This is a genomic window from Streptomyces sp. NPDC001848 (genome assembly GCF_042891915.1).
Lineage (GTDB): Bacteria > Actinomycetota > Actinomycetes > Streptomycetales > Streptomycetaceae > Streptomyces.
This window is the reverse complement of record NZ_JBIATP010000006.1, coordinates 341,353-361,458: the sequence shown is the minus strand read 5'-3', so window position 1 is coordinate 361,458 and position 20,106 is coordinate 341,353. Positions and strand designations below refer to the sequence as shown.

17 protein-coding genes and 3 tRNA genes are annotated in these 20,106 nt (G+C 71.6%); 8 read left to right on the top strand and 12 right to left on the bottom strand.

The window, feature by feature from the left end; genetic code table 11:
* Positions 1 to 339 precede the first annotated feature (339 nt).
* Positions 340 to 413 (bottom strand) — tRNA-Lys (locus tag ACFYZJ_RS15085).
* A 242-nt stretch (positions 414 to 655) separates the two neighbouring features.
* Between ACFYZJ_RS15085 and ACFYZJ_RS15080 the strand changes: the two genes are divergently transcribed.
* From ACFYZJ_RS15080 to ACFYZJ_RS15060, 5 genes are all read left to right on the top strand, one after another.
* Positions 656 to 2,008, top strand: a complete 1,353-nt coding sequence (locus ACFYZJ_RS15080) for a peptidoglycan-binding protein (RefSeq protein ID WP_388567389.1) — start codon at positions 656 to 658, stop codon at positions 2,006 to 2,008.
* Positions 2,009 to 2,023: 15 nt separating this feature from the next.
* The gene (locus tag ACFYZJ_RS15075) at positions 2,024 to 3,187 is read left to right on the top strand and encodes an SPFH domain-containing protein (protein ID WP_388567387.1); all 1,164 of its coding nucleotides are present in this window, start codon (positions 2,024 to 2,026) and stop codon (positions 3,185 to 3,187) included.
* 381 nt (positions 3,188 to 3,568) lie between these two features.
* On the top strand, positions 3,569 to 4,180 hold the full coding sequence (locus ACFYZJ_RS15070; RefSeq protein ID WP_388567384.1) for a lytic polysaccharide monooxygenase: 612 nt from the start codon (positions 3,569 to 3,571) through the stop codon (positions 4,178 to 4,180).
* 132 nt (positions 4,181 to 4,312) lie between these two features.
* The gene (locus ACFYZJ_RS15065; RefSeq protein WP_388567382.1) at positions 4,313 to 4,762 is read left to right on the top strand and encodes a hypothetical protein; all 450 of its coding nucleotides are present in this window, start codon (positions 4,313 to 4,315) and stop codon (positions 4,760 to 4,762) included.
* 26 nt (positions 4,763 to 4,788) lie between these two features.
* A complete protein-coding gene (locus tag ACFYZJ_RS15060) occupies positions 4,789 to 6,435 on the top strand; it encodes an AMP-binding protein (RefSeq protein WP_388567379.1) in 1,647 nt (548 codons plus the stop codon).
* A gap of 705 nt (positions 6,436 to 7,140) precedes the next feature.
* On the opposite strand, the gene ACFYZJ_RS15055 is transcribed toward ACFYZJ_RS15060, so the two are convergent.
* From ACFYZJ_RS15055 to ACFYZJ_RS15025, 7 genes are all read right to left on the bottom strand, one after another.
* A tRNA-Lys gene (locus tag ACFYZJ_RS15055) sits at positions 7,141 to 7,214 on the bottom strand.
* A 108-nt stretch (positions 7,215 to 7,322) separates the two neighbouring features.
* Positions 7,323 to 8,081, bottom strand: a complete 759-nt coding sequence (locus ACFYZJ_RS15050) for an IclR family transcriptional regulator (RefSeq protein ID WP_388567647.1) — start codon at positions 8,079 to 8,081, stop codon at positions 7,323 to 7,325.
* Positions 8,082 to 8,286: 205 nt separating this feature from the next.
* Positions 8,287 to 9,063, bottom strand: coding sequence for an ectoine/hydroxyectoine ABC transporter ATP-binding protein EhuA (gene ehuA / locus ACFYZJ_RS15045; protein ID WP_388567644.1), 777 nt, complete (start codon positions 9,061 to 9,063; stop codon positions 8,287 to 8,289).
* Between the two features lie 10 nt (positions 9,064 to 9,073).
* A complete protein-coding gene (gene ehuD, locus ACFYZJ_RS15040; protein ID WP_388567376.1) occupies positions 9,074 to 9,724 on the bottom strand; it encodes an ectoine/hydroxyectoine ABC transporter permease subunit EhuD in 651 nt (216 codons plus the stop codon).
* Positions 9,721 to 10,419 (bottom strand): ectoine/hydroxyectoine ABC transporter permease subunit EhuC, encoded by a 699-nt coding sequence (ehuC, locus tag ACFYZJ_RS15035; protein WP_388567373.1) that lies wholly within the window; start codon positions 10,417 to 10,419, stop codon positions 9,721 to 9,723. Before ehuC ends, ehuD begins: the two co-directional genes overlap by 4 nt.
* A complete protein-coding gene (gene ehuB, locus ACFYZJ_RS15030; RefSeq protein WP_388567371.1) occupies positions 10,416 to 11,333 on the bottom strand; it encodes an ectoine/hydroxyectoine ABC transporter substrate-binding protein EhuB in 918 nt (305 codons plus the stop codon). The genes ehuC and ehuB overlap by 4 nt, the downstream gene beginning before the upstream one ends.
* A gap of 136 nt (positions 11,334 to 11,469) precedes the next feature.
* Entirely contained in the window at positions 11,470 to 12,429 is a 960-nt protein-coding gene (locus ACFYZJ_RS15025) for a D-2-hydroxyacid dehydrogenase (protein ID WP_388567369.1), read from the bottom strand.
* Positions 12,430 to 12,660: 231 nt separating this feature from the next.
* On the opposite strand from ACFYZJ_RS15025, the gene ACFYZJ_RS15020 reads away from it, so the two are divergent.
* Both ACFYZJ_RS15020 and ACFYZJ_RS15015 read left to right on the top strand, forming a co-directional pair.
* On the top strand, positions 12,661 to 13,392 hold the full coding sequence (locus ACFYZJ_RS15020) for a decarboxylase (RefSeq protein ID WP_388567367.1): 732 nt from the start codon (positions 12,661 to 12,663) through the stop codon (positions 13,390 to 13,392).
* Between the two features lie 94 nt (positions 13,393 to 13,486).
* The gene (locus ACFYZJ_RS15015; RefSeq protein WP_388567365.1) at positions 13,487 to 14,602 is read left to right on the top strand and encodes an LLM class flavin-dependent oxidoreductase; all 1,116 of its coding nucleotides are present in this window, start codon (positions 13,487 to 13,489) and stop codon (positions 14,600 to 14,602) included.
* 12 nt (positions 14,603 to 14,614) lie between these two features.
* Here the strand turns inward: ACFYZJ_RS15015 and ACFYZJ_RS15010 are convergent, their stop codons facing one another.
* Positions 14,615 to 16,558, bottom strand: a complete 1,944-nt coding sequence (locus tag ACFYZJ_RS15010; protein ID WP_388567362.1) for a putative bifunctional diguanylate cyclase/phosphodiesterase — start codon at positions 16,556 to 16,558, stop codon at positions 14,615 to 14,617.
* Between the two features lie 464 nt (positions 16,559 to 17,022).
* Between ACFYZJ_RS15010 and ACFYZJ_RS15005 the strand changes: the two genes are divergently transcribed.
* Positions 17,023 to 18,360: a M6 family metalloprotease domain-containing protein gene (locus ACFYZJ_RS15005; protein ID WP_388567360.1), complete on the top strand. Its 1,338-nt coding sequence runs from the start codon at positions 17,023 to 17,025 to the stop codon at positions 18,358 to 18,360.
* 559 nt (positions 18,361 to 18,919) lie between these two features.
* Here the strand turns inward: ACFYZJ_RS15005 and ACFYZJ_RS15000 are convergent.
* The 3 genes from ACFYZJ_RS15000 to ACFYZJ_RS14990 all read right to left on the bottom strand — a co-directional run bounded on the left by ACFYZJ_RS15000 (position 18,920) and on the right by ACFYZJ_RS14990 (position 20,104).
* Positions 18,920 to 18,993 (bottom strand) — tRNA-Lys (locus tag ACFYZJ_RS15000).
* A complete protein-coding gene (locus ACFYZJ_RS14995; RefSeq protein ID WP_388567357.1) occupies positions 18,984 to 19,592 on the bottom strand; it encodes a bifunctional DNA primase/polymerase in 609 nt (202 codons plus the stop codon). The genes ACFYZJ_RS15000 and ACFYZJ_RS14995 overlap by 10 nt, the downstream gene beginning before the upstream one ends.
* Before the next feature lie 146 nt (positions 19,593 to 19,738).
* On the bottom strand, positions 19,739 to 20,104 hold the full coding sequence (locus ACFYZJ_RS14990) for a hypothetical protein (RefSeq protein ID WP_388567354.1): 366 nt from the start codon (positions 20,102 to 20,104) through the stop codon (positions 19,739 to 19,741).
* Positions 20,105 to 20,106: the final 2 nt, after the last annotated feature.

The window sequence follows — 20,106 nt, the reverse complement described above, 5'->3', positions numbered from 1 at the left end:
GCGCGCGGCGGAGCTGCGCGGGAACGGAGCTGGTGGGGATGGTTCGCGTTTTCCGTGAACGCGGTGCCGTGCGGGCCGGGCGGCGTCTGTGGCCGATCGGGGTGGGGGTGTGGGTGGCGAGGCCCCCACATCGCGCGGCGGAGCTGCGCGGGAACGGAGCTGGTGGGGATGGTTCGCGTTTTCCGTGAACGCGGTGCCGTGCGGGCCGGGCGGCGTCTGTGGCCGACCGGGGTGGGGGTGTGGGTGGCGAAGCCCCCGCCACGCGCGGCGGAGCCGCGCAGAAACAGAGATGGCGAGGAGGTTCGCGCTTTCCGCGAACACACCTCGCCATCGCCATCGTGCGCCGCCAGGGACTCGAACCCCGGACCCGCTGATTAAGAGTCAGCTGCTCTAACCAACTGAGCTAGCGGCGCCTGCTGACCTGGAGAACTCTACCCGATGCCGGAGGGTGCTCCGGACCACCCCCGGGCTCGAGGGCGGGGCTCCGTGCGGAGCGGCCGGTACCCGTGCGAATGACTTCCCGTACATCATTCGGCCCGTCATCCCGCGGTTTCCCTGTTCGCGTGGGTAACTGACGGATGTGCAGAAAAGAGTACTAAGGCGACTAAGGGTACAAATTCCCCCGGATGCCGACAGGGAGTGTGAAGGACATCGCATGGAGAAACCGGTATTCGAGGAATTCGAGCCCGCGACCGACTGCGACTGCCCCGGCTGTGTGCGCCGGCGCCGCGTCACCCCCCCTTCCTCCGCTGTCAGGGGGACCCGTCGCCCGACGGCCCGCGGGGCCTTCGCGCTGGCCGCCGCCGCGGGCACGGCGCTGGGTGCGATCCAGGCGACGCCCGCCGGTGCAGCCGCCCACGCACCGCTCGCGCCGACCGCGCCGATCACGCCGCGTGTCCCGGCGAGTGACCAGCCCCCGGACACCCCGCAGGGCAAGACCGCGCCGCTGCACGGCCCGGCCGGCGGCGCGAACCTGAGCGCTGCGGCCACGACGACCCGCGCCGACATCATCAACCGGGCCAAGAAGTGGATCGACGCCCGGGTTCCGTACAGCATGGACGACTACTGGTCCGACGGTTACCGGCAGGACTGCTCCGGCTTCGTCTCGATGGCCTGGAAGCTCGGCTCCAACGAATGGACGGGCAGCCTCGACAAGTTCGGCGTGCGCATCACGAAGGACCAGCTGCAGCCGGGTGACATTCTCCTCTTTCATAATCCTGACAATCCGGAGAAGGGCTCACACGTCGTCATCTTCGGTGGCTGGGCGGACTACACGCACAAGGAGTACATCGCCTACGAGCAGACCCCGCCGGCCGCTCGGCGGAAGGTCACCCCGTACGCGTACTGGTCGAATTCCGGCCGCTATGTGCCCTACCGCTACAAGAACGTGGTCGAGACCAAGGAGACCGCCGCGGGCAAGGAGGCGTCGGCCCCCGGGCTCACCGCTCCAGGGCAGCCCGACGTCTCCGGCGTTCCCGCTGTTCCTGGTGTTCCCGATGTTCCGGGCGTCTCTGATGTTCCCGCGGTTCCAGGAGCTCCGAGCGCGCCGAGCGCCCCAAACGTTCCAGCGGGCCCAGGCGCCGCCCCGGTTCCCGCAGCAACCGGTGTCCCCGGACTGCCGGACCCCGACGACTGGGCCCACCTGGCGCCGAAGACGGGCGCGCCCCCGGCGGCGACCCCCGGCCGGTCCCTCGGCCGGTCCCTCGGCCGGTCCCTCGACCGGATCCGTGGCGGTGCCCCGGGGCTGCGGAGCGCCCCCGCGCCGGCGGTGCCCGGCTACCCGGGCCGGGACAGGTTCCGGCCGGGCGCGGACAACCCGCATGTCACCCTGCTGGGCCGGAAGCTGGTCGAGAAGGGGTTCGACACGCACTACGCCGACGGCCCCGACGCCCGCTGGAGCGAGGCCGACCGGCGGAACGTGGAGGCCTTCCAGCGCGCCCAGGGCTGGAACGGCCGCGAGGCCGACGGCTTTCCGGGGCCGGAGACCTGGCGACGGCTCTTCTCCTGACGTGTGGAGGCACGAATGAGTACGACGACATCATCGACCCCGGAGCGCGAGGATGAGCCGGAGGGCGCCGACGCGCGGCCGGGCCGGGTCATCCACAGCGAGTCGACCACCGAGATCCCGGTGCACCTGCTGTTCCGGAAAGGCCCCGACACCGACACCGACACCGCCACCGAGCCGCTGCCGCTCGCCCCGACCGTCGTACGGCGGCGGCTCGGCACCGGTGAGCAGCCGCGGGTCCAGGTGCCCGCAGTCTCCCGGCGGCACGTGCCGACGGTGAACCCCGAACTGGTCGAACGGCCCGCCCGGGTGCTGCCCTGGGCGGTGGGCCTGCTGGCCGGGCTCGCTGGGGCGGCCGGCTGCGTGGGTGCCTCGTGGTGGGCGGGCGTCCTGCCGTCGGCCGTGGTGCGCACGCTGAACCTGCCGCCGGTCTCGGGCACGAGGCTCGGGCTCGCTCAGTGGGCCGCGTACGTCGTCGCGGGCGCGCTCCTCCTCTTCGGCTTCGGCGGGCTCAGCCGCGGGGACACCGGGCGTGCCTGGGTCCTCGCGCTGTTCGGACGCTACCGGGGCACGGTCCGTCACACCGGCCTGATGTGGGTCAACCCGCTGGTGCTGTGCCGCCGGGTCGACGTACGGCTGCGCCACTGGCGCAGCGAGCCGATCCCCGCGGTCGACGCCAACGGGGTCGCGCTGCGCGTGGTGGTGCTGGTGACCTGGCAGGTCAGGGACACCGTGCGCGCCGTGTTCGGCATCGACGACCACGAGGCCTATCTGCGGGAGTGCGTCGAGTCGGCGCTCGCACGGGTGCTGCCGCAGGTGCCCGCCGATCTGCCTGCGGTGGCGGACGTGGTGAGCCTGCGCAATGTGGAGGCGGTCGGCGACACGCTGACCCGGCTGGTCGCGGCGGACGTGGCGCCGGCCGGCCTGGAGGTGTTCTCGGTCCGGCCGGCCCGGATCGAGTACGCCCCCGAGGTCGCCGCCCGCATGCAGCGGCGCCGTATCGCCGCGTTCGACGCGGAGCACCGCGACGCGGTGATCGGTTCGGTCCTGGACTCGGTGGAGGACACGGTGACCCGGCTGACCGCGCGGGGCCTGGTGGAACTCGACGACTACGAACGCAAGGCGCTGGTGCGGGACTTGACGGTGGCATTCTGCACGGGACGGGCCGGCGACGGGGGGTGAAACGGGCGTCACCTGGGGAGGCGCCGCCTGTGACCACGGCGGCGCCTGTCTACCGAGGCGGCGCGCTCGCCGACCGGGACGGCGCGCCCGCCGACCGGGGGACGGCGCGCCTGTCTACCAAGGCGGCGCGCTCGCCGACCGGGACGGCGCGCTTCTCTACCGAGGCGGCGCGCTCGCCGACGACGGCGCGCCTGTCTACCGAGGCGGCGCGCTCGCCGACCGGGACGGCGCGCTCGCCGACCGAAACACGTCGCCCGCCACGGCGGTGCGAAGCGGCCTCTGTGATTGGTATGGACACGTTCAACGTTCGCCCATAATCTGAGACTTGGTCTAGACCTGCACGGCTCACTGAACTCCCCCACGTTCACAAGGAGCGGCAGCATGCGCACCAGGACCAGGTTGTACGCCGCCGTGCTGGGCCTCGCGACCGCGGGAGCCTTCGTGCTCTCCACCGGCGGCGCGAGCGCCCACGGCTACACCGACCAGCCCCTCAGCAGGCAGAAGATGTGCGCCGCGAACGGCGGTATCGTCACCGGCTGCGGTGACATCCAATGGGAGCCGCAGAGCGTCGAGGGCCCCAAGGGCTTCCCGGCCGCCGGCCCGGACGACGGCCGGATCTGCTCGGCGAACCACACCAACTTCGGCGCGCTCGACCAGCCGCGGACGCCCTCGGGCGCGCCCTGGCCGACGACGAAGGTGACCGGCGGGCAGAGCTACACCTTCCGCTGGCAGTTCACCGCCCCGCACGCCACCACCGACTTCCGGTACTACGTCACCAAACCGGGCTGGAACCAGAACCACCCCCTGACCCGCGCGGACCTCAACCTCACCCCCTTCCTGACGGTCCCGTACAACGGTCAGCGTCCGCCGTCCACGCTCACCCACACCGGTACCCTGCCGACCGGGCTGAGCGGCCACCACGTGATCCTCGGGGTGTGGACGATCGCGGACACGGGCAACGCCTTCTACTCCTGCGCGGACGTCACGTTCTGAACCCGGCTCCCCACACCCCGAGCTCTGAGCATTGCTTGAGCCGATCCGCCACCCCCCACGGGTAGGTTGCGCACACCGGCGACGACCGCGCCGGTGTGCGCGACCAGACCTGATCCGACCTGGGGGGAATCCATGGACGCGATGCTCTACGTCGTACCCGTACTGATCATGGCCGCGGCCGGCTCCCTGGCGTACCGGGTGGTGTACCGCTGGCTGCAGATCAGAAGCGCGTGGAACAGCGGACTGACGGCCGAAGCGCGCTGCCTCAAGGCGTACGCGACCGTCCACGGTGGCCGGAACGACACCTCCGTGCGCACGACGCTGCACCACGTCTACGAGTTCACGGCGCGGGACGGCTCCCGGATCCGGTTCGAGGAGGAGGGCGGCCCGGGGACGACGGTCGAGGGCGACATCGTCACCGTCCACTACGCCGAGGGCTGTGAGGGGGTCGTGGCGACCGCGCGCCCGCCGAGGCGGGGCCGGCAGGCGGTGGTCACCGCGGGCGTCCTGGGTTTCGTCTTCGGGATCGTCCTGTTCTGCGTCGGCTTCATGACCACGGTCGCCGTGGACCTCCACAACTGACGGTATGTCAGTTACCGTGCGCCTCCATGGAGTCCACGAGGCATACGGTCGCGGAGCTGGTGCTGGATCAGTGGGGTGATCACCGGCCGGGGCTGTGGTTCGAGGGGTGGGCGCTGAGCCGGCACGAGACGGCCGCGGGGGCGGCGGCCCGGGCCGCGCTGCTCACCGACCTGCTGTCGCCGGGGGCCGAGCCGCACCTGGGCATGCTGCTCGACAACACGCCCGAGTATCCGCTGTGGCTGAGCGCGGCGGCGCTGGCGGGCGCGGCCGTCGCCGGGATCAATCCGACCCGGCGCGGTCCCGAACTGGTCCGGGACATTCAGCACACCGAGTGTCAGGTCCTCGTCACCGAGCGTGCCCATCTGCCTCTGCTCGACGGACTGGACCTGCCAGGCCTCCGCCTGTTGGTGACCGGCACCGACGCCTACGAGGACCTTCTCGCGGGGTACGCGGGCGCCGCGCCGGACGCCGCGAAGGCCACTCCGGCCCACCGCCTCCTCCTCTACTTCACCTCCGGCTCCACCGGCGCCCCCAAGGCCGCGATCTGCACCCAGGGGCGGCTCGCGGCGGCCGGCCGCTCCCTGGTGGACCACTTCCGGCTGCGGGACGACGACGTCCACTACCTCTGCATGCCGATGTTCCACGGCAACGCGGTGATCGCCGGCTGGGCGCCCGCGCTGGTCTCGGGCGCCGCCATCGCGCTCAGGCGCCGCTTCTCGGCGTCCGGATTCCTGGACGACGTACGGCGGTACGGGGCGACGTACTTCACCTATGTCGGGCGGGCCGTGAGCTACGTCCTCGCGACCGAGGAGCGGCCCGACGACCGGGACAACCCCCTGCGGCTCGGCTTCGGCACGGAGGCCGGTGTGGTGGACGCCGCCGCCTTCGAGAAGCGGTTCGGGGTGCGGCTGGTGGAGGGGTACGGATCCTCCGAGGGCGGGGCGGCGATCCAGCGCACGCCCGGCACCCCGGCCGGGGCGATCGGCCGGGCAGCCCCCGGCGACGACCTCGCCGTCGTCGACCCGGAGACCGGTACGGAGTGCCCGCCCGCGGTCCTCACCGCGGACGGCCGCCTGCTGAACGCGGACGAGGCGATAGGGGAGCTGGTCAACCGGGGCCGGGGCGCCTTCGAGGGGTACTGGCGCAACCCGGCGGCTCAGGCCGAACGGACCCGGGGCGGCTGGTACTGGACCGGCGACCTCTTCTACCGCGACGCCGACGGCTACCTCTACTTCGCGGGCCGCACCGACGACCGGCTGCGCGTGGACGGTGAGAACCTGGCCACCGCGATGATCGAGAACATCCTCGCGCGCTACGAGGCCGCTGCGGCCGTGGCGGTCTACGCGGTGCCGGACCCGGTGGCCGGGGACCAGGTGATGGCGACGATCGCCGGCGGCTTCGAGCCGGCCGGCTTCGCCGCGTTCCTGCTCGCCCAGCCGGACCTCGGGACGAAGATGGCCCCCCGCTTCGTACGGATCGTGGAACGCATGCCGGTCACGGCCACCAACAAGATCCATCGGGTGGGGCTGCGGCGGGAGGGGTTCCGGTGTGCGGACCCAGTGTGGTGGAGGCCGCAGGGGGAGCCGGCCTATCGGCGGCTCACCGAGGAGGACCTGGCTCAGCTCATGACCGAGTACCGCGCTCATGGACGGGAGGGGCTGCTGGGGCGGTAGGGACCCCGACTGGATCAGGGGGCCGCCGCGTGGGAGGGGTGCCGTGCGGGCCGGGCGGCGTCTGTGGCCGATCGGGGTGGGGGTGTGGGTGGCGAGGCCCCCGCCACGCGCGGCGGAGCCGCGCAGGAACAGAGATGGCGAGGACGGTTCGCGTTTTCCGTGAACGCGGTGCCGTGCGGGCCGGGCGGCGTCTGTGGCCGACCGGGGTGGGGGTGTGGGTGGCGAGGCCCCCACATCGCGCGGCGGAGCTGCGCGGGAACGGAGAGGGTGGGGATGGTTCGCGTTTTCCGTGAACACGGTGCCGTGCGGGCCGGGCGGCGCCTGCGGCCGACCGGGGTGGGGGTGTGGGTGGCGAGGCCCCCACATCGCGCGGCGGAGCTGCGCGGGAACGGAGAGGGTGGGGATGGTTCGCGTTTTCCGTGAACACGGTGCCGTGCGGGCCGGGCGGCGCCTGTGGCCGACCGGGATGGGGGTGTGGGTGGCGAGGCCCCCACATCGCGCGGCGGAGCTGCGCGGGAACGGAGAGGGTGGGGATGGTTCACGCTTTGCGCGAACGCGGTGCCGTGCGGGCCGGGCGGCGTCTGTGGCCGACCGGGGTGGGGGTGTGGGTGGCGAAGCCCCCGCCACGCGCGGCGGAGCCGCGCAGAAACAGAGATGGCGAGGACGGTTCGCGCTTTCCGCGAACACACCTCGCCATCGCCATCGTGCGCCGCCAGGGACTCGAACCCCGGACCCGCTGATTAAGAGTCAGCTGCTCTAACCAACTGAGCTAGCGGCGCAGACTCCGTCGCTTTCGGCTTTCGCCCCGGCGACAAAAGAAATACTACCTGCTCCGCAGGGGTGCTCGTGACCACCCCGGTGACCCATCTCCGTGCCTCCTGGATCACTCAGATCGTCAGGGACAGGACCACCGGGGCCGCGCCCCTGTTCAGCCGTTCCGCCGCCTGTCGCAGCCGGTGGGCGTGCTGGACCGGCAGGGACAGGGCCAGGCAGCCGACCGAGGAGCCCGCGGTGATCGGGACGGCCGCGCAGACCGTGCCCACCGCGTACTCCTGCAGGTCCAGCACCGGCACCGTCGGCGGGTGGGCGTCCAGGCGGGACAGCAGGACCTTCTCGCTGGTGATCGTCCGCGAGGTGAGCCGGGCCATCTTGTACCGGGCCAGGTGGTCCCGGCGGCCGTTCACGTCGAGCTGGCCGAGCAGGCTCTTGCCGACCGCGCTGGCGTGCGCCGCGGAGCGGAAGTCCACCCACTCGTGCACCGCGGGCGCCAGCGCGCTCGCCGCGCACTGGGTGACCCGCACCTCGCCGTCGATGTAGCGGCTGATGTAGACGGCGGCGCCGACCGAGTCGCGCAGCCGGTCCAGGGTGCGCTGGAGCTGCTCGCGCAGCGCCTGCTCGTGGCCCTGGGCGGAGCCGAGCCGGCTGAGGGCGGCCCCGGTGACGTACGCGCCGTCGAGGGTCTGCTCGACGTACCCCTCCCGGCGCAGCATCCGCAGTAGCGAGGTCAGCCGCTGGGTGCCGAGGCCGGTGTGGCGGGCCAGCTCGGCGTCGGTGACACCGGTGGAGTGCCGCGCCACGGTCTCCAGGACGCGCAGGGCGTCCTGGGCCGAGTGGTACGGGGCGGTCGGCTCATGGGTCAGCGCCACGGTCTCCCCCTGCGCTTTTTGGGCCATCCTCAAGACGGTTTGGCTGTCTCCACGATACGGCTCAAACGCACGCCGGGGAGCGGGTGTTCACGAACTTTGCGACGGCTTCGCCCCGCTCAGCAGGAACGCGCCACTCTGGCATATGTCGAGGTCATGTTCCATGTGTCGGCACCTGGAGGCGGGCCGCCGTCTTCACTGTCTGTAGTCACAGCACTGCGCTGAGGAATTCCCGCGTGCGTGTGTGCTCGGGATCGCTGAAGATCTTCTCCGGGGGAGCGGCCTCGATGACTTGGCCGGAATCAAACATCAGGACCCGGTCGGAGATGTCCCGCGCGAAGTTCATCTCGTGGGTCACGCACAGCATGGTGATGTCCGTGCTGTGAGCGATGTCACGCAGCACGTCGAGGACCCCGGCGACCAGCTCCGGGTCGAGTGCGGACGTCACCTCGTCCAGCAGCAGCACCTGCGGGCGCATCGCCAGGGCGCGGGCGATCGCCACGCGCTGCTGCTGGCCGCCGGAGAGCTGGCTCGGGTACTTGTCGACGTGGTCGCTGAGCCCCACCAGGTCCAGCAGCTCGCGCGCCCGCTCCTCGGCCTCGTCCTTCGACAGGCCGAGCACGGTCACCGGGGCCTCGGTGATGTTCCGCAGCACCTTCATGTTCGGGAACAGGTTGAACTGCTGGAAGACCATGCCGATGTTCTTGCGGATCTCCCGGACCTGCTTCTCGGGCGCCGGGTACAGGCGCTGCCCGCCGACCGTGATCGTGCCCTCGTCGGGCTTGGTCAGGGTCATCAGCAGCCGCAGGATCGTGGTCTTCCCGGAACCGGACGGGCCGATCAGGGTCACGTGCCGACCGGCGTCGACCGAGAAGTCGAGCCGGTCGAGGACGGTGTGGTCACCGAACCGCTTGGTGACCTTCTCCAGGCGGATCAGCTCGCCGGAGGCCGCCTGCGGACGGGGATCGGCGTCGGGTTGCTTCATCAGGGGCGTGTCAGCGGACAAGGCGTCGCTCCAGTGCTCGCAGGAGGAGGGAGGCGGGGTAGGAGATCAGGACGAAGGCCACACCGATCACGGTGAGTGGCTCGGTGAACTGGAAGTGCTGCTGGGAGAAGAGCCGCGCCTGGCCGAGCATCTCCAGGACGGTGATCGCCATCAGCATCGGCGTGTCCTTCAGCATCGAGATCACGTAGTTGCCGAGCGCCGGCACCACCCGGCGGATCGCCTGCGGCAGGATCACCGCCGTCCAGGTGCGCCGCGTCGGCAGGCTCAGCGCGGTCGCCGCCTCCCACTGGCCGGCGGGCACCGCGTCGATACCGGCCCGGTAGACCTGCATGGTGTACGTGGAGTAGTGCAGGCCGATCGCGACGACACCCGTGGTCAGCGCGGAGAGGGTCAGGCCCCACTCGGGCAGCACGTAGAAGAGGAAGAAGAGCTGCACCAGCAGCGGGGTGTCGCGGATGAACTCCGTGACGCTCCCCACCGGCCAGCGCACCCAGCGGGTCGGTGTGCGCATCAGCAGCGCCCACACCAGACCGGCCGCGAAGGAGATCAGCGAGCCGAGGGCCAGCGCTTGCAGGGTGACGACCAGGCCGTCGAGGAAGTGCGGCATGAAGGCGCGGACGGCGCCCCAGTCCCAGGTCATCGCACACCACCTCCGACCGGCCGGCGCACGGAGACCCGGGGCTGCGGCGCCTTCCCGAGCCCGGCCTTGAGCCGGTGCTCCAGGCCCCGCATCAGCCGGGTGATCAGGAAGGCGATCACGAAGTAGATCAGCAGGACGTAGGTGTAGATCTGCGCGCTCTCCTGCAGTGCCAGCCGCACCAGGTTGCCGCTGAACGCCAGGTCGCCCATGCCCATGATCGACACCAGTGCGGTGCCCTTGAGCAGTTCGACCAGCAGGTTGGAGAACGGCGGGATCATCTCGGGGACCGCCTGCGGAAGCAGGATCTTCCGCATCCGCTGCCACGGGGTGAAGCTCAGCGCGATCCCGCCCTCACGCTGCGCGGGATCCACGGAGTTCAGGGCGCCGCGCACGATCTCCGCCCCGTACGCCCCGTACGTCAGACCCAGCGCGAGGGTGCCCGCCCACATCGGCACCAGCTGCCAGCCGAAGGCGAGCGGCAGCACGAAGAACACCCAGAAGATCATGATCAGGGCGGAGGTGCCGCGGAACACCTCGGTGTAGAAACCGGCGAGGAAGCGGACGATCCGTCTGCGGTGGGTGCGCGCGATGCCTACGGCGAAGGAGACGGCCGCCGCGAGCAGAGCGCTGAGGACGAGGAGCTGGACCGTGGTCCAGACGCCTTTCAGTACGAGTTCCCACAGCCCCGAGGTCATCCGCGGCACAGCTCCTTCGCGGTCAGACCGGTCATCTCGGCCTTGGTGAAACCGAACGGGCGCAGGATCCGGAAGAGTTCGCCGCTCGCCTTCATCTTCTTCAGCTCGGCGTTGAAGGCGTCCCGCAGCCGGGTCTCGGTGGGCCGGAACGCGAAGGCGCCGCCGTCGACGTGCGGTTTGCCGTTGACGAGGGGCTTGAAGGGCTGGGTTGCCTCCGCCTTGCTCGACTTCCTGACGACCTCCCGCACGGTCAGCGCGGTCCCGGCGAAGGCGTCGACGCGGCCGGCCTCCACGGCGTTCAGCCCGGCGACCTGGTCGGTGACGAGCAGCAGGTCGCTCTGCTGGTAGCCGGCCTCGACGGCGTACTGGATCTGCGCGTTCCCGGTGCCGGTGGCCAGTTTCGCCTTCTTCGCGACGACATCCCTGTAGTTGTGCAGGCCCTTGGGATTGCCCTTGCGTACGACGAACGCGTCTAGCATCTGGTAGTCGGGGTCCGCGAAGATGACCTGCTGGCAGCGTTCCGGGGTGACGTACATACCGGCGGAGACCACGTCGAACTGCTGGGAGTTCAGACCGGGGATCAGCGAGCCGAACTCGGTCGGCACCGGCTGCACCCGGTCGACGCCGAGCCGTTTGAAGACGACCCTCGCCAGCTCGGGGGCCTCGCCGGTGAGACGGCCGTTCTTGTCGATGTAGCCGAAGGGGATCTCACCGGCGATGCCGAGGCGCACGACGCCCTGGGCCCGGAGCCGGCCCAGCAGGTCGCCGCCGGGGGTACTCGACGCCGCCGCGACACGGCTGCAGCCGGCCGCGCCCAGCGCGCCGAACGCGGCGGCACCGGCGAGCAGTGACCGGCGGGTGGTTCCGGGTTTCCCCGGGTCGTACGTCCATGCATTCGTCCGTGGGGGAGCCATGGGCGCGCGGCTACCCGGGACCATGCGATGTATTCGGGCCAGTTCCGGCCCCGATCGTCCGCGGGCGGCCCGAGCGGAGGCCCCCCTCTCGCTTGGCCGGTGCGCTGACCTGCGGCGACGCCGGCCGGTCGGCGGTTCAGTGGCCGGGGACGTATCCCCGTTTCTTGTCCACCAGGTTCAGCAGGGGTTTACCCGTCGCCCAGCGGTCGTACAACGCCAGGAACTGGGCGCCGAGCTCGTCCTGACGGCCGACCGTGTCACCGCTCATGTGCGGGGACACCAGCAGGTCCGGCACCTGCCACAAGGGGCTGTCCGGGGCGAGCGGTTCCTGCCGGAAGACATCGAGGGCCGCTCCCGCGATCCACCGCTTCCTCAGCGCCTCGGCCAGCGCCTGCTCCACGACGAGCTGTCCGCGCCCCACGTTGATGAACCGGGCCGAGGGCTGCATGACACCGAAGCGGCGGGCGTCGAACATTCCGTACGTCTGCTCGGTCAGCGGCGCCGCCGCGATCACCCAGTCGGCGCGGGCCAGCAGTCGGTCCAGGTCGGCCGGGCCGTGGATGCCGGTGCGCGGGACCCGGCCCACGATCGACGTGGTCACCTCCAGCCCCTTGAGCGTACGGGCGATCGTCCGGCCGATCGGCCCGGAGCCGACCACGCACGCACGCGTGCCCGCCACCCGCAGCGTCTCGCGGTGCCGCCACTCCCGCTCCCGTTGCAGGTCCCAGGTGCGGGGCAGGTCCTTGGCCATCGCGAGGACGAGCGCGGCCACGTACTCGGCGACCGGCTGCTCGAAGACGCCGCGCGCGTTCGTCACCACCGCGTCGGACGCGGCCAGTTCGGGACACAGCACATGATCGACTCCGGCACTCGCGATGTGCACCCAGCGCGGGCGTGGCCCCTCACCCGGCCAGGCGTCGGGCACCGCCCGGGAGGCGACGTCCCACACCAGCAGCACATCGGCGTACGGCAGCCGGCCGGCGAGCGTGGCGGCGTCGACGTGCTCGACCCGCGCCCGCCCGGTGAGCCGGCCGAGGCGGAGGAGCGGGTCCGCGTCCAGCACGAGCACGGTCGGGCCGGGCGTGGCAGCCGTCATGCGGAACCGTCCCTTCGAGTCCGGGAGGCGGCCGAAAACGGCCGACGGGGCGTCCGACGTGCGCGGATCGACCACGGTCGCACCTCGGCACCGGGCCGTCAACACAGCCGATGAGGTGATGAGGGGGACGGCTCCGCCTCACCTGGGTACCCGCGCCATGGGTCACCGGCAGGCTCTGTTCGATACGGCAGCGACCGGCGACCCGCACCGCGACGAACAGGAAGGTTGGGCATGACCGCACTCGGACTCCTCTACCCGGGCCACTTCGCCGAGGACGACTATCCCCGTATCGAGCAGTTGCTGGCCGGCGACATCCGGGTGGATCTCGTGCACACCGACGTCGGCGAGGACGCGCACCGCACCGACCTGCTGAGGGAGTTGGGCTCGCCGCAGCGGCTCGCCTCGAGCGCGGAGGAGCTGCGGCTCGCGGGCGCCGAGGCGGTGGTGTGGGCGTGCACCAGCGGCAGCTTCCTGCAGGGCTGGGCGGGCGCCCACGAGCAGGTGCGCACCCTCGCGCGCACCGCGGGGATGCCCGCCTCCTCCACCGCGTTCGGCTTCGTGCACGCCGTACGGGAGATCGGGGCGCGGCGCGTGGCCGTCGCGGCGACATACCCGGACGACGTGGCGCAGGAGTTCGCCGCCTTCCTGAGGGCCGCAGGCGTGGAGGTGGTCGCGGTCCACGGCGCGGACGCCGGAGCGGCGGCTCAGGTCGCCACATGGGGCGCCGACGAGGTCCTGGCGCTGGCCCGCGCGGGCGACCACGCCGACGCCGACGCGGTGCTGATCCCGGACACCGCCCTCCACACGGCCGCGCACCTGACGGCCCTGGAGAAGGACCTGGCCAAACCGGTCCTCACGGCGAACCAGGTCACGGTCTGGGAGGCGCTGCGCCTGGTGGACCGCCGGGTGAACGCGCCGAGCCTGGGGACGCTGTTCACCAGGGAGCCGGTGGTGCAGGTGTAGCGGGCGCGGGGGCTGCGGGGCGCTCAGGGAATAAACGGAGAGTGTCTCCTGTTAGGGGTGCGAGAGACGCGACACTCACGCGGGAGGAACAGCAGTGGACGAGATCCGAGGCACGGCACAGGGCACCGCCCCCGTCCCCCTGTCCGTACTGGACCTGGTCACCGTCGGCGCGGGCACCACCGCCACCGACGCCCTGCGCACCAGCGTCGCCCTCTCCCGGCTCGCGGAGGCCCGCGGCTTCCACCGGTACTGGGTCGCCGAGCACCACTCCATGCCGGGCGTGGCCTCCTCCTCGCCCGCGGTGATCCTCGCCCACCTCGCCGCCCACACCGACCGCATCCGGCTCGGCTCGGGCGGCGTCATGCTGCCCAACCACGCCCCGCTGGTCATCGCCGAGCAGTTCGGCACGCTGGAGGCCATGGCCCCCGGCCGTATCGACCTGGGCCTCGGCCGCGCCCCCGGCACGGACGGCGCCACGGCCGCCGCGCTGCGCCGCACCGACCGTCCCTCAAGCCTTGACGGCTTGGGAGGTGCCCCCATCCACTCGGGCGCCGACGACTTCCCGCAGCAGCTCGCCGAGCTGACCCGGTTCCTCGACGACGACTTCCCGGACGGCCACCCCTACGCCCGGATCCACGCGGTCCCGGGCCCCGTCCAGGCCACCTCGCCGGGCGGCGTGCAGTCCCCGCACCGGCCGCCCGTCTGGCTGCTCGGCTCCTCCGGGTTCAGCGCACGTCTGGCCGGTGCGCTCGGTCTGCCGTTCGCGTTCGCGCACCACTTCTCGGCGCAGAACACCATCCCGGCGCTCGACCTCTACCGCGACTCCTTCCGCCCGTCCGAGGTCCTCGACGCGCCGTACGCCCTGATCGGCGTCTCCGCGCTCGCCACCGACGACGAGAAGGAGGCCCGCCGCCAGGTCCGGGCCGCCGCCCTGAACATGCTCCGGCTGCGGATGGGCCGCCCCGGCCTCGTCCCCACGCCGGAGGAGGCGGAGGCGTACGAGTTCAGCCCCATGGAGGAGGAGTTCATCGCCTCCTGGAACTCCAACGTCGTCCACGGCACTGCGGACGAGGTCCGCTCCGGCCTGAACGACCTGCAGAAGCGCACGGGCGCCGACGAGTTGATGCTCACGTCCAACGCCCACAGCGGGGACGTACGCCTGCGGTCGTACGAACTGATCGCGGACGCGTACGGGTTGCCCGCAGCGTGAGGCACCCGGGGCTTAGTTGCGGCACCCTTCTCCTTCGACCAGTTCCGAGATCCGGTCCGGCGGCACCGGGCGCGAGTACAGCCAGCCCTGCCCGGTGTCGCAGCCGATGCGGCGCAGGCGGGTGGCCTGGGCCGACGTCTCCACGCACTCCGCGGTGACCGTCAGGCCCAGCCGGTGGGCGAGTTGGATCATCGCCTCCACGATGACCTCGTCGGCCGGGTTCGGATGCGCGTCCGTGCCCTCGTACTGGAAGCCCCGGACGAACGACCCGTCCAGTTTCAGCACAGACACCGGCAGTCGGCTGAGGTAGGCGAGGTTGGAGTATCCGGTGCCGAAGTCGTCGATCGCGATGCGCACCCCCATCTCACTGAGCGCCTGCAGCGCCTGGAGCGGCCGACCGGCCGAGCCCATGACCGCCGACTCGGTCAGCTCCAACTGGAGCAGGTGCGGGGCCAGTCCGGTCTCCGTCAGCGTCTCCGCCACGTCCGCCACCAGGTCGGAGTCCCACACCTGACGCACCGCCACGTTCACGCTGACGAAGAGCGGCGGCTCATCCGGACGCTCGAGCTGCCAGCGGCGCGCCTGCCGGCAGGCGGTCTTCAGGGCCCAACGCCCGAGCTGGACGATCGAACCGTCCTCCTCCGCCAGTCCGATGAACCGATTCGGCGTCAAGGTGCCGAACTGGGGGTGATGCCAGCGCACCAGCGCCTCCACCCCGCGCACCCGTCCGTCCTCCATACCGACCAACGGCTGGTACTCCAGGGCGAACTCACCCCGTTCGATGGCCGGTCGCAGCCCGGAGGACAGCGCCTGACGGGTCATCCGGTGCGCGTTGCGCTCCGGGTCGAACAGCGTCCAGCGGGCCTTGCCGTCGGCCTTCGCCCAGTACAGCGTCGTATCGGCCGCCTGCATCAGACCGGTCGCACTCGTACCGGCCGCGTGCCGCTCCACGACGCCGATGGACGCCGACACCGACAGGCGCTGTCCCGACAGGTCGAACGGCTCCTGGATCGCCTTGAGCACCGACTCGGCCAGTTCGGCCAGTTGTTCGGTGCCCGTGGAGTCCTCGACCAGGAGCGCGAACTCGTCGCCGCCCAGCCGGGCCACCAGGGGAGTGCTGGGCCGCCCCTGGCCCGCCTCGTCGGCGCAGCACGTCAGGCGCTCCGCGACGGCCGCGAGCAGCCGGTCGCCCACGCGGTGGCCGAGGGTGTCGTTGACGGCCTTGAAGCCGTCGAGGTCCAGGTAACACAGCCCGATCCGGCCGGTGCCGCTCTCCTCGTAGGAATCCGCCTCCAGTGCGGCCGACAGGCGTTCGAAGAACAGCGCCCGGTTGGGCAGTCGGGTCACCGGGTCGTGCATCTGCAAGTGCCTCAGCCGGGCCTGGAGTTCACGACGCGCGCTGATGTCGGCCACCGACAGGAGGATCGCCTTCTCGGCCTCGGGCAGCGGCGTCACGGTCACCTGGGCCCACAGCGAGTGCCCGTCTGGGTGTTTGACGCGGCGCGTGCAGCGCAGTTTGGCCTGTCGTCCACGGAGCACCTCGCGGTAGGCGTGCCAGGTGCGGGCGTCCGAGGACAGGTCCAGCAGGTCGGCGGCGACCTTGCCGACCAGTGTTTCCGTGCCGGTGCCGAGCAGGGAGCCCATCGTCTCGTTGGCGGTGACGACCAGGCCCTCCCGGTCGACGACCGCCATGGCGAGCGGCGCGGCGCCGAACGCGGCGCCGAACGCGACGGGTTGGGGTCCCGCGGAGGGGGTGAGGGGTGGTGTGTCGACGGACGGGGACAGGGGCGGTTCGTCGACGGACGAGGTGAGGGATCGGTCTTCGGGCGTGAGAGATGGGTCGTCGGAAAGAGGTGATGGCTGGGACGTACCGGATGACGTGGTGTCGTAACTCTCTGTGATGGCCGGGCCGACGAGGTCTGCCGCGGGCGTCGGCCCATCGGACGTTCCGCTCACCGCTCGCTCCCGCAGTGCACTCGTTCTTCGTACGGATCTCTTCGGTCTCGTCGGGGTCGACGGCCGCGGGGTGAGCGGCCGTACAAGCCGTGTTCGTGCAGGAAAGTGTGCCGATCATAGAGGCTGACCCAGAGGCGTTCCAGCCGATGTCCAGTGTCCCGCGACGAGCACGTGTTCTGACAGATCGTTTCTGCCCGTGCCGGACCCCGGTCCATCAGGCCGCCCATGGCTGTGACGTTCCGTGAGTATCGGGGGCGTCGGCGCATGTCGGCCGCCCCCTTGGCGCTCGTGCGCCGTCGCGCGCTCCCACTCCGCACTGCCCCTCCCGCGATCGTCGCGGTTCCCTCCCGGCCCATCCCCCGGCTGACGGCCTCTCACCCTTCCGGGGCAGACAAACAGGACGTAGTCATACAAGTAAGACCAGGCTGGGTGTGGAGGTCCGAGAACCGCACCCGGAGGTCGCCGTGCCGCGTCCGCTCCCCCTCACGGGGCTCACCCGCGAGACCCTGAAGGAGCTGGCCCGCGCTGCGTCACCCGTCCTGCGCAGCACCGCGGCCCTCGCCACGTCGATGACCGCGCTGGTCGCGACCTCGCTCGTGACGGGCCCCGCGCTGGCCGAACCCCTGATCGCGCCCTGCGAGCTCCCCCGCAGCCGGGCGCACCACTCCGAGGGCGTCGACACCTGGAACGCCGCCTACGCACGCCCCACCCGCGCGCTGGACGCGGTCCTGGTCTTCCTGTCCTTCCCGGACGCGAAGCCGGCCACCACACCGGTCGAGCTGGCCGCGGACTACTTCCCGGACACCAGCCGCTTCTTCGAACGCGCCTCCTATGGCCGCTTCACGCTCCATCCCCATCCGACGGACCACTGGATCCGCATGCCGCACCCGTCCACCTCCTACGCCATACGGCGCGACTGGAGCACCGAGAGCCGGACCGCCTATCTGCGCGACGCGCTCATGGCGGCCGACAAGGACGTCGACTTCTCCCGGTACGACATCGTGTACCTCGTGGCCGACCCGGACGCGCCCGGCGTCGACTCGGACGCCACGAAGGTGGTGAACCTGGACACTCCCCTGCGGGCCGACGGCAGGGACATCCGCCGGGTGGTCACGGTCTTCGAGAAGCACCCGCCGGACCGGCTCGTGCTCGCCCATGAGACCGGTCACGTGTTCGACTTGCCCGACCTCTACCACCGTCCGACCGACGGCAAGGGGGACTGGGACACCTACGTCGGCGACTGGGACCTCATGGGCAGCCAGTTCGGACTGGCCCCCGATCTCCTCGCCTGGCACAAGTGGAAGCTGGGGTGGCTGGACGAGCGCCAGGTGGTGTGCGTACGGGCTCCTGGCAGCACGCGGCTGACGCTGGAGCCGGTGGCGGCGGGACCGACCGGGGTGCCGCAGGTGCCGGTGAGCGCGGGTGCGGCGGGTGCCCTCCGGCGCGGGGTGGAGGCGTTCGGCTCGGGGCACGGCACCAAGCTGGCGGTGGTGCGGACGGGGCCCGACAGTGTGCTGGCCATCGAGGCGCGCGGGGCGGTGGGCAACGACAGCGCGGCCTGCACCCAGGGGGTCCTCGTCTACCGGGTGCACGGCGAGACGGATTCCGGCGGCGGCCCCGTACAGGTCCTGGACGCCCACCCGCACACCTCGGCCTGCGACGGCACCTCGGTCTACCCGCCTCTGGCGGACGCCCCGATCCGGGAGGGCGAGACCTTCACGGTGCCGGGGGAGGGCATCCGCGTGGAGGTGGAGGAGAGAACGGCTTCCGGGGGGTGGACGGTGCGGATCACGAAGGGTTGAGTAACGGGTGCCCCAGGGTGGGGGCGCGGTCGCGCCTCGCCTGCACGCCGGGCCGGTTCGGCGGCTTGCGGTCGGTTAAGGGGGGTGTCTGCCACGAAGTGCAACAGAAAGTGCGGATGTGCCGCACTCGCCGGAGGGCTCACCGGGCACAGGGGTGCCGTGCTCGCCGGACGACGTCCGTGGCCGACCGGGATGGGGGTGTGGGTGGCGAAGCCCCCACCGCGCGCGGCGGAGCCGCGCAGAAACAGGGATGGCGAGGAGGTTCGCGCTTTCCGCGAACACGGTGCCGTGCTCGCCGGACGGCGTCTGTGGCCGACGGGGATGGGGGTGTGGGTGGCGAAGCCCCCACCGCGCGCGGCGGAGCCGCGTAGGAACGGAGATGGCGAGGACGGTTCGCGCTTTCCGCGAACACGGTGCCGTGCTCGCCGGACGGCGTCTGTGGCCGACGGGGATGGGGGTGTGGGTGGCGAAGCCCCCACCGCGCGCGGCGGAGCCGCGCAGAAACAGGGATGGCGAGGAGGTTCGCGCTTTCCGCGAACACACCTCGCCATCGCCATCGTGCGCCGCCAGGGACTCGAACCCCGGACCCGCTGATTAAGAGTCAGCTGCTCTAACCAACTGAGCTAGCGGCGCCTGCTGACGTCGTAGACCTTAGCACCCTGGTCGGCGGGAGGAAAAATCGATATCCCTACGGGGTCGGAGGCCGCCGCGCGGGCGGCACGGACGGCCGCCCAGAGGACGACCTCCGGCCCGGGCAGCCAGGGCCGACGGGTGTCGGGCGCGACCAGCCAGCGGGAATCGAGCCTGGTGGCGTCGGGGTCGGCGGGGTGAACGGCAGGCACCGTCACCGCGTCGCCGACCCCATGGCACAGCAGCGGCGGGATCTTGGGCGTACGGCCGCCCCACTCCTCCCAGTCGAGCAGCGCCGGCAGCCGCCGTGCCGTGCCGGGCGTCGTGAACAGCAGCGTGCGGCCCCTGTGGACCGCGACCGGCCCGGAGCCGGGACCCTCGTCCCAGAGCCGGTCGAGCATCCGCCGCCCGAAGATCGTGGGGGCGTTGACGACGTCGAACGCGGTACCGCACGGCAGGACGACCGGGGCGGTGGGGCGCTCCGCCCAGAGGGCGAGGGTGCTGCGCGGGTTCGTGCCCGCCGAGGCGAGCCAGGCGGCGCCCTCGGAGGTGACGCCGCAGATGTCGCGACAGGCTTCGATGGACGGCGTTCCGCTGCTCATGGGAGCCAGATCTACCGGCCGTGAGCGGTCGGTCTCCGAGGGTTGCGGAAAACGGGGACAGAAGGGGTCGAGAGGGGGTAAGGTGCGGCGGCGCATATGCCGAATGATCATTCGATCGCATCCCCCGCTGCGTACCGCCGCCCAGGTCAGCCCAGGCTTTCCGGCCCGCTCGAGTCCACCCCGCGGAGCAGATCCCGCCCGAACTCGACCATCTTCTTCGCGTAGTCCTCGGTCCACTCCGCCCGCTCGGCGATCGCCGCGGGCGTCAACCGGTCGAAGCGGCGCGGGTCGGCGAGCTGGGCCGCGGCGATCGCCTGGTACTCCACCGCCCGGTCCGTGGCCGCGCGAAACGCCTGCGTCAGCTCCGTGGCCCGCGCCAGCAGTGCCCGCGGGTCGTCGATCGACTCCAGGTCGAAGAAGTGTTCCGGGTCGGAGGCCGCCTCCGCGGGCTCGAAGAGCAAGGGCGCGGGGCGTAGCCGCGGCTCGTTCCGACGCGGCGTGGGCTCCGCCATGT

What these genes read in the sequence shown, in the direction of transcription:
- ACFYZJ_RS15080 (WP_388567389.1), top strand. Translation starts at nt 656, where the DNA reads ATGGAGAAACCGGTATTCGAGGAATTCGAGCCCGCGACCGACTGCGAC.
- ACFYZJ_RS15075 (WP_388567387.1), top strand. Translation starts at nt 2,024, where the DNA reads ATGAGTACGACGACATCATCGACCCCGGAGCGCGAGGATGAGCCGGAG.
- ACFYZJ_RS15070 (WP_388567384.1), top strand. Translation starts at nt 3,569, where the DNA reads ATGCGCACCAGGACCAGGTTGTACGCCGCCGTGCTGGGCCTCGCGACC.
- ACFYZJ_RS15065 (WP_388567382.1), top strand. Translation starts at nt 4,313, where the DNA reads ATGGACGCGATGCTCTACGTCGTACCCGTACTGATCATGGCCGCGGCC.
- ACFYZJ_RS15060 (WP_388567379.1), top strand. Translation starts at nt 4,789, where the DNA reads ATGGAGTCCACGAGGCATACGGTCGCGGAGCTGGTGCTGGATCAGTGG.
- ehuA (WP_388567644.1), bottom strand. Translation starts at nt 9,063, where the DNA reads ATGAAGCAACCCGACGCCGATCCCCGTCCGCAGGCGGCCTCCGGCGAG.
- ehuD (WP_388567376.1), bottom strand. Translation starts at nt 9,724, where the DNA reads ATGACCTGGGACTGGGGCGCCGTCCGCGCCTTCATGCCGCACTTCCTC.
- ehuC (WP_388567373.1), bottom strand. Translation starts at nt 10,419, where the DNA reads ATGACCTCGGGGCTGTGGGAACTCGTACTGAAAGGCGTCTGGACCACG.
- ehuB (WP_388567371.1), bottom strand. Translation starts at nt 11,333, where the DNA reads ATGGCTCCCCCACGGACGAATGCATGGACGTACGACCCGGGGAAACCC.
- ACFYZJ_RS15025 (WP_388567369.1), bottom strand. Translation starts at nt 12,429, where the DNA reads ATGACGGCTGCCACGCCCGGCCCGACCGTGCTCGTGCTGGACGCGGAC.
- ACFYZJ_RS15020 (WP_388567367.1), top strand. Translation starts at nt 12,661, where the DNA reads ATGACCGCACTCGGACTCCTCTACCCGGGCCACTTCGCCGAGGACGAC.
- ACFYZJ_RS14995 (WP_388567357.1), bottom strand. Translation starts at nt 19,592, where the DNA reads ATGAGCAGCGGAACGCCGTCCATCGAAGCCTGTCGCGACATCTGCGGC.
- ACFYZJ_RS14990 (WP_388567354.1), bottom strand. Translation starts at nt 20,104, where the DNA reads ATGGCGGAGCCCACGCCGCGTCGGAACGAGCCGCGGCTACGCCCCGCG.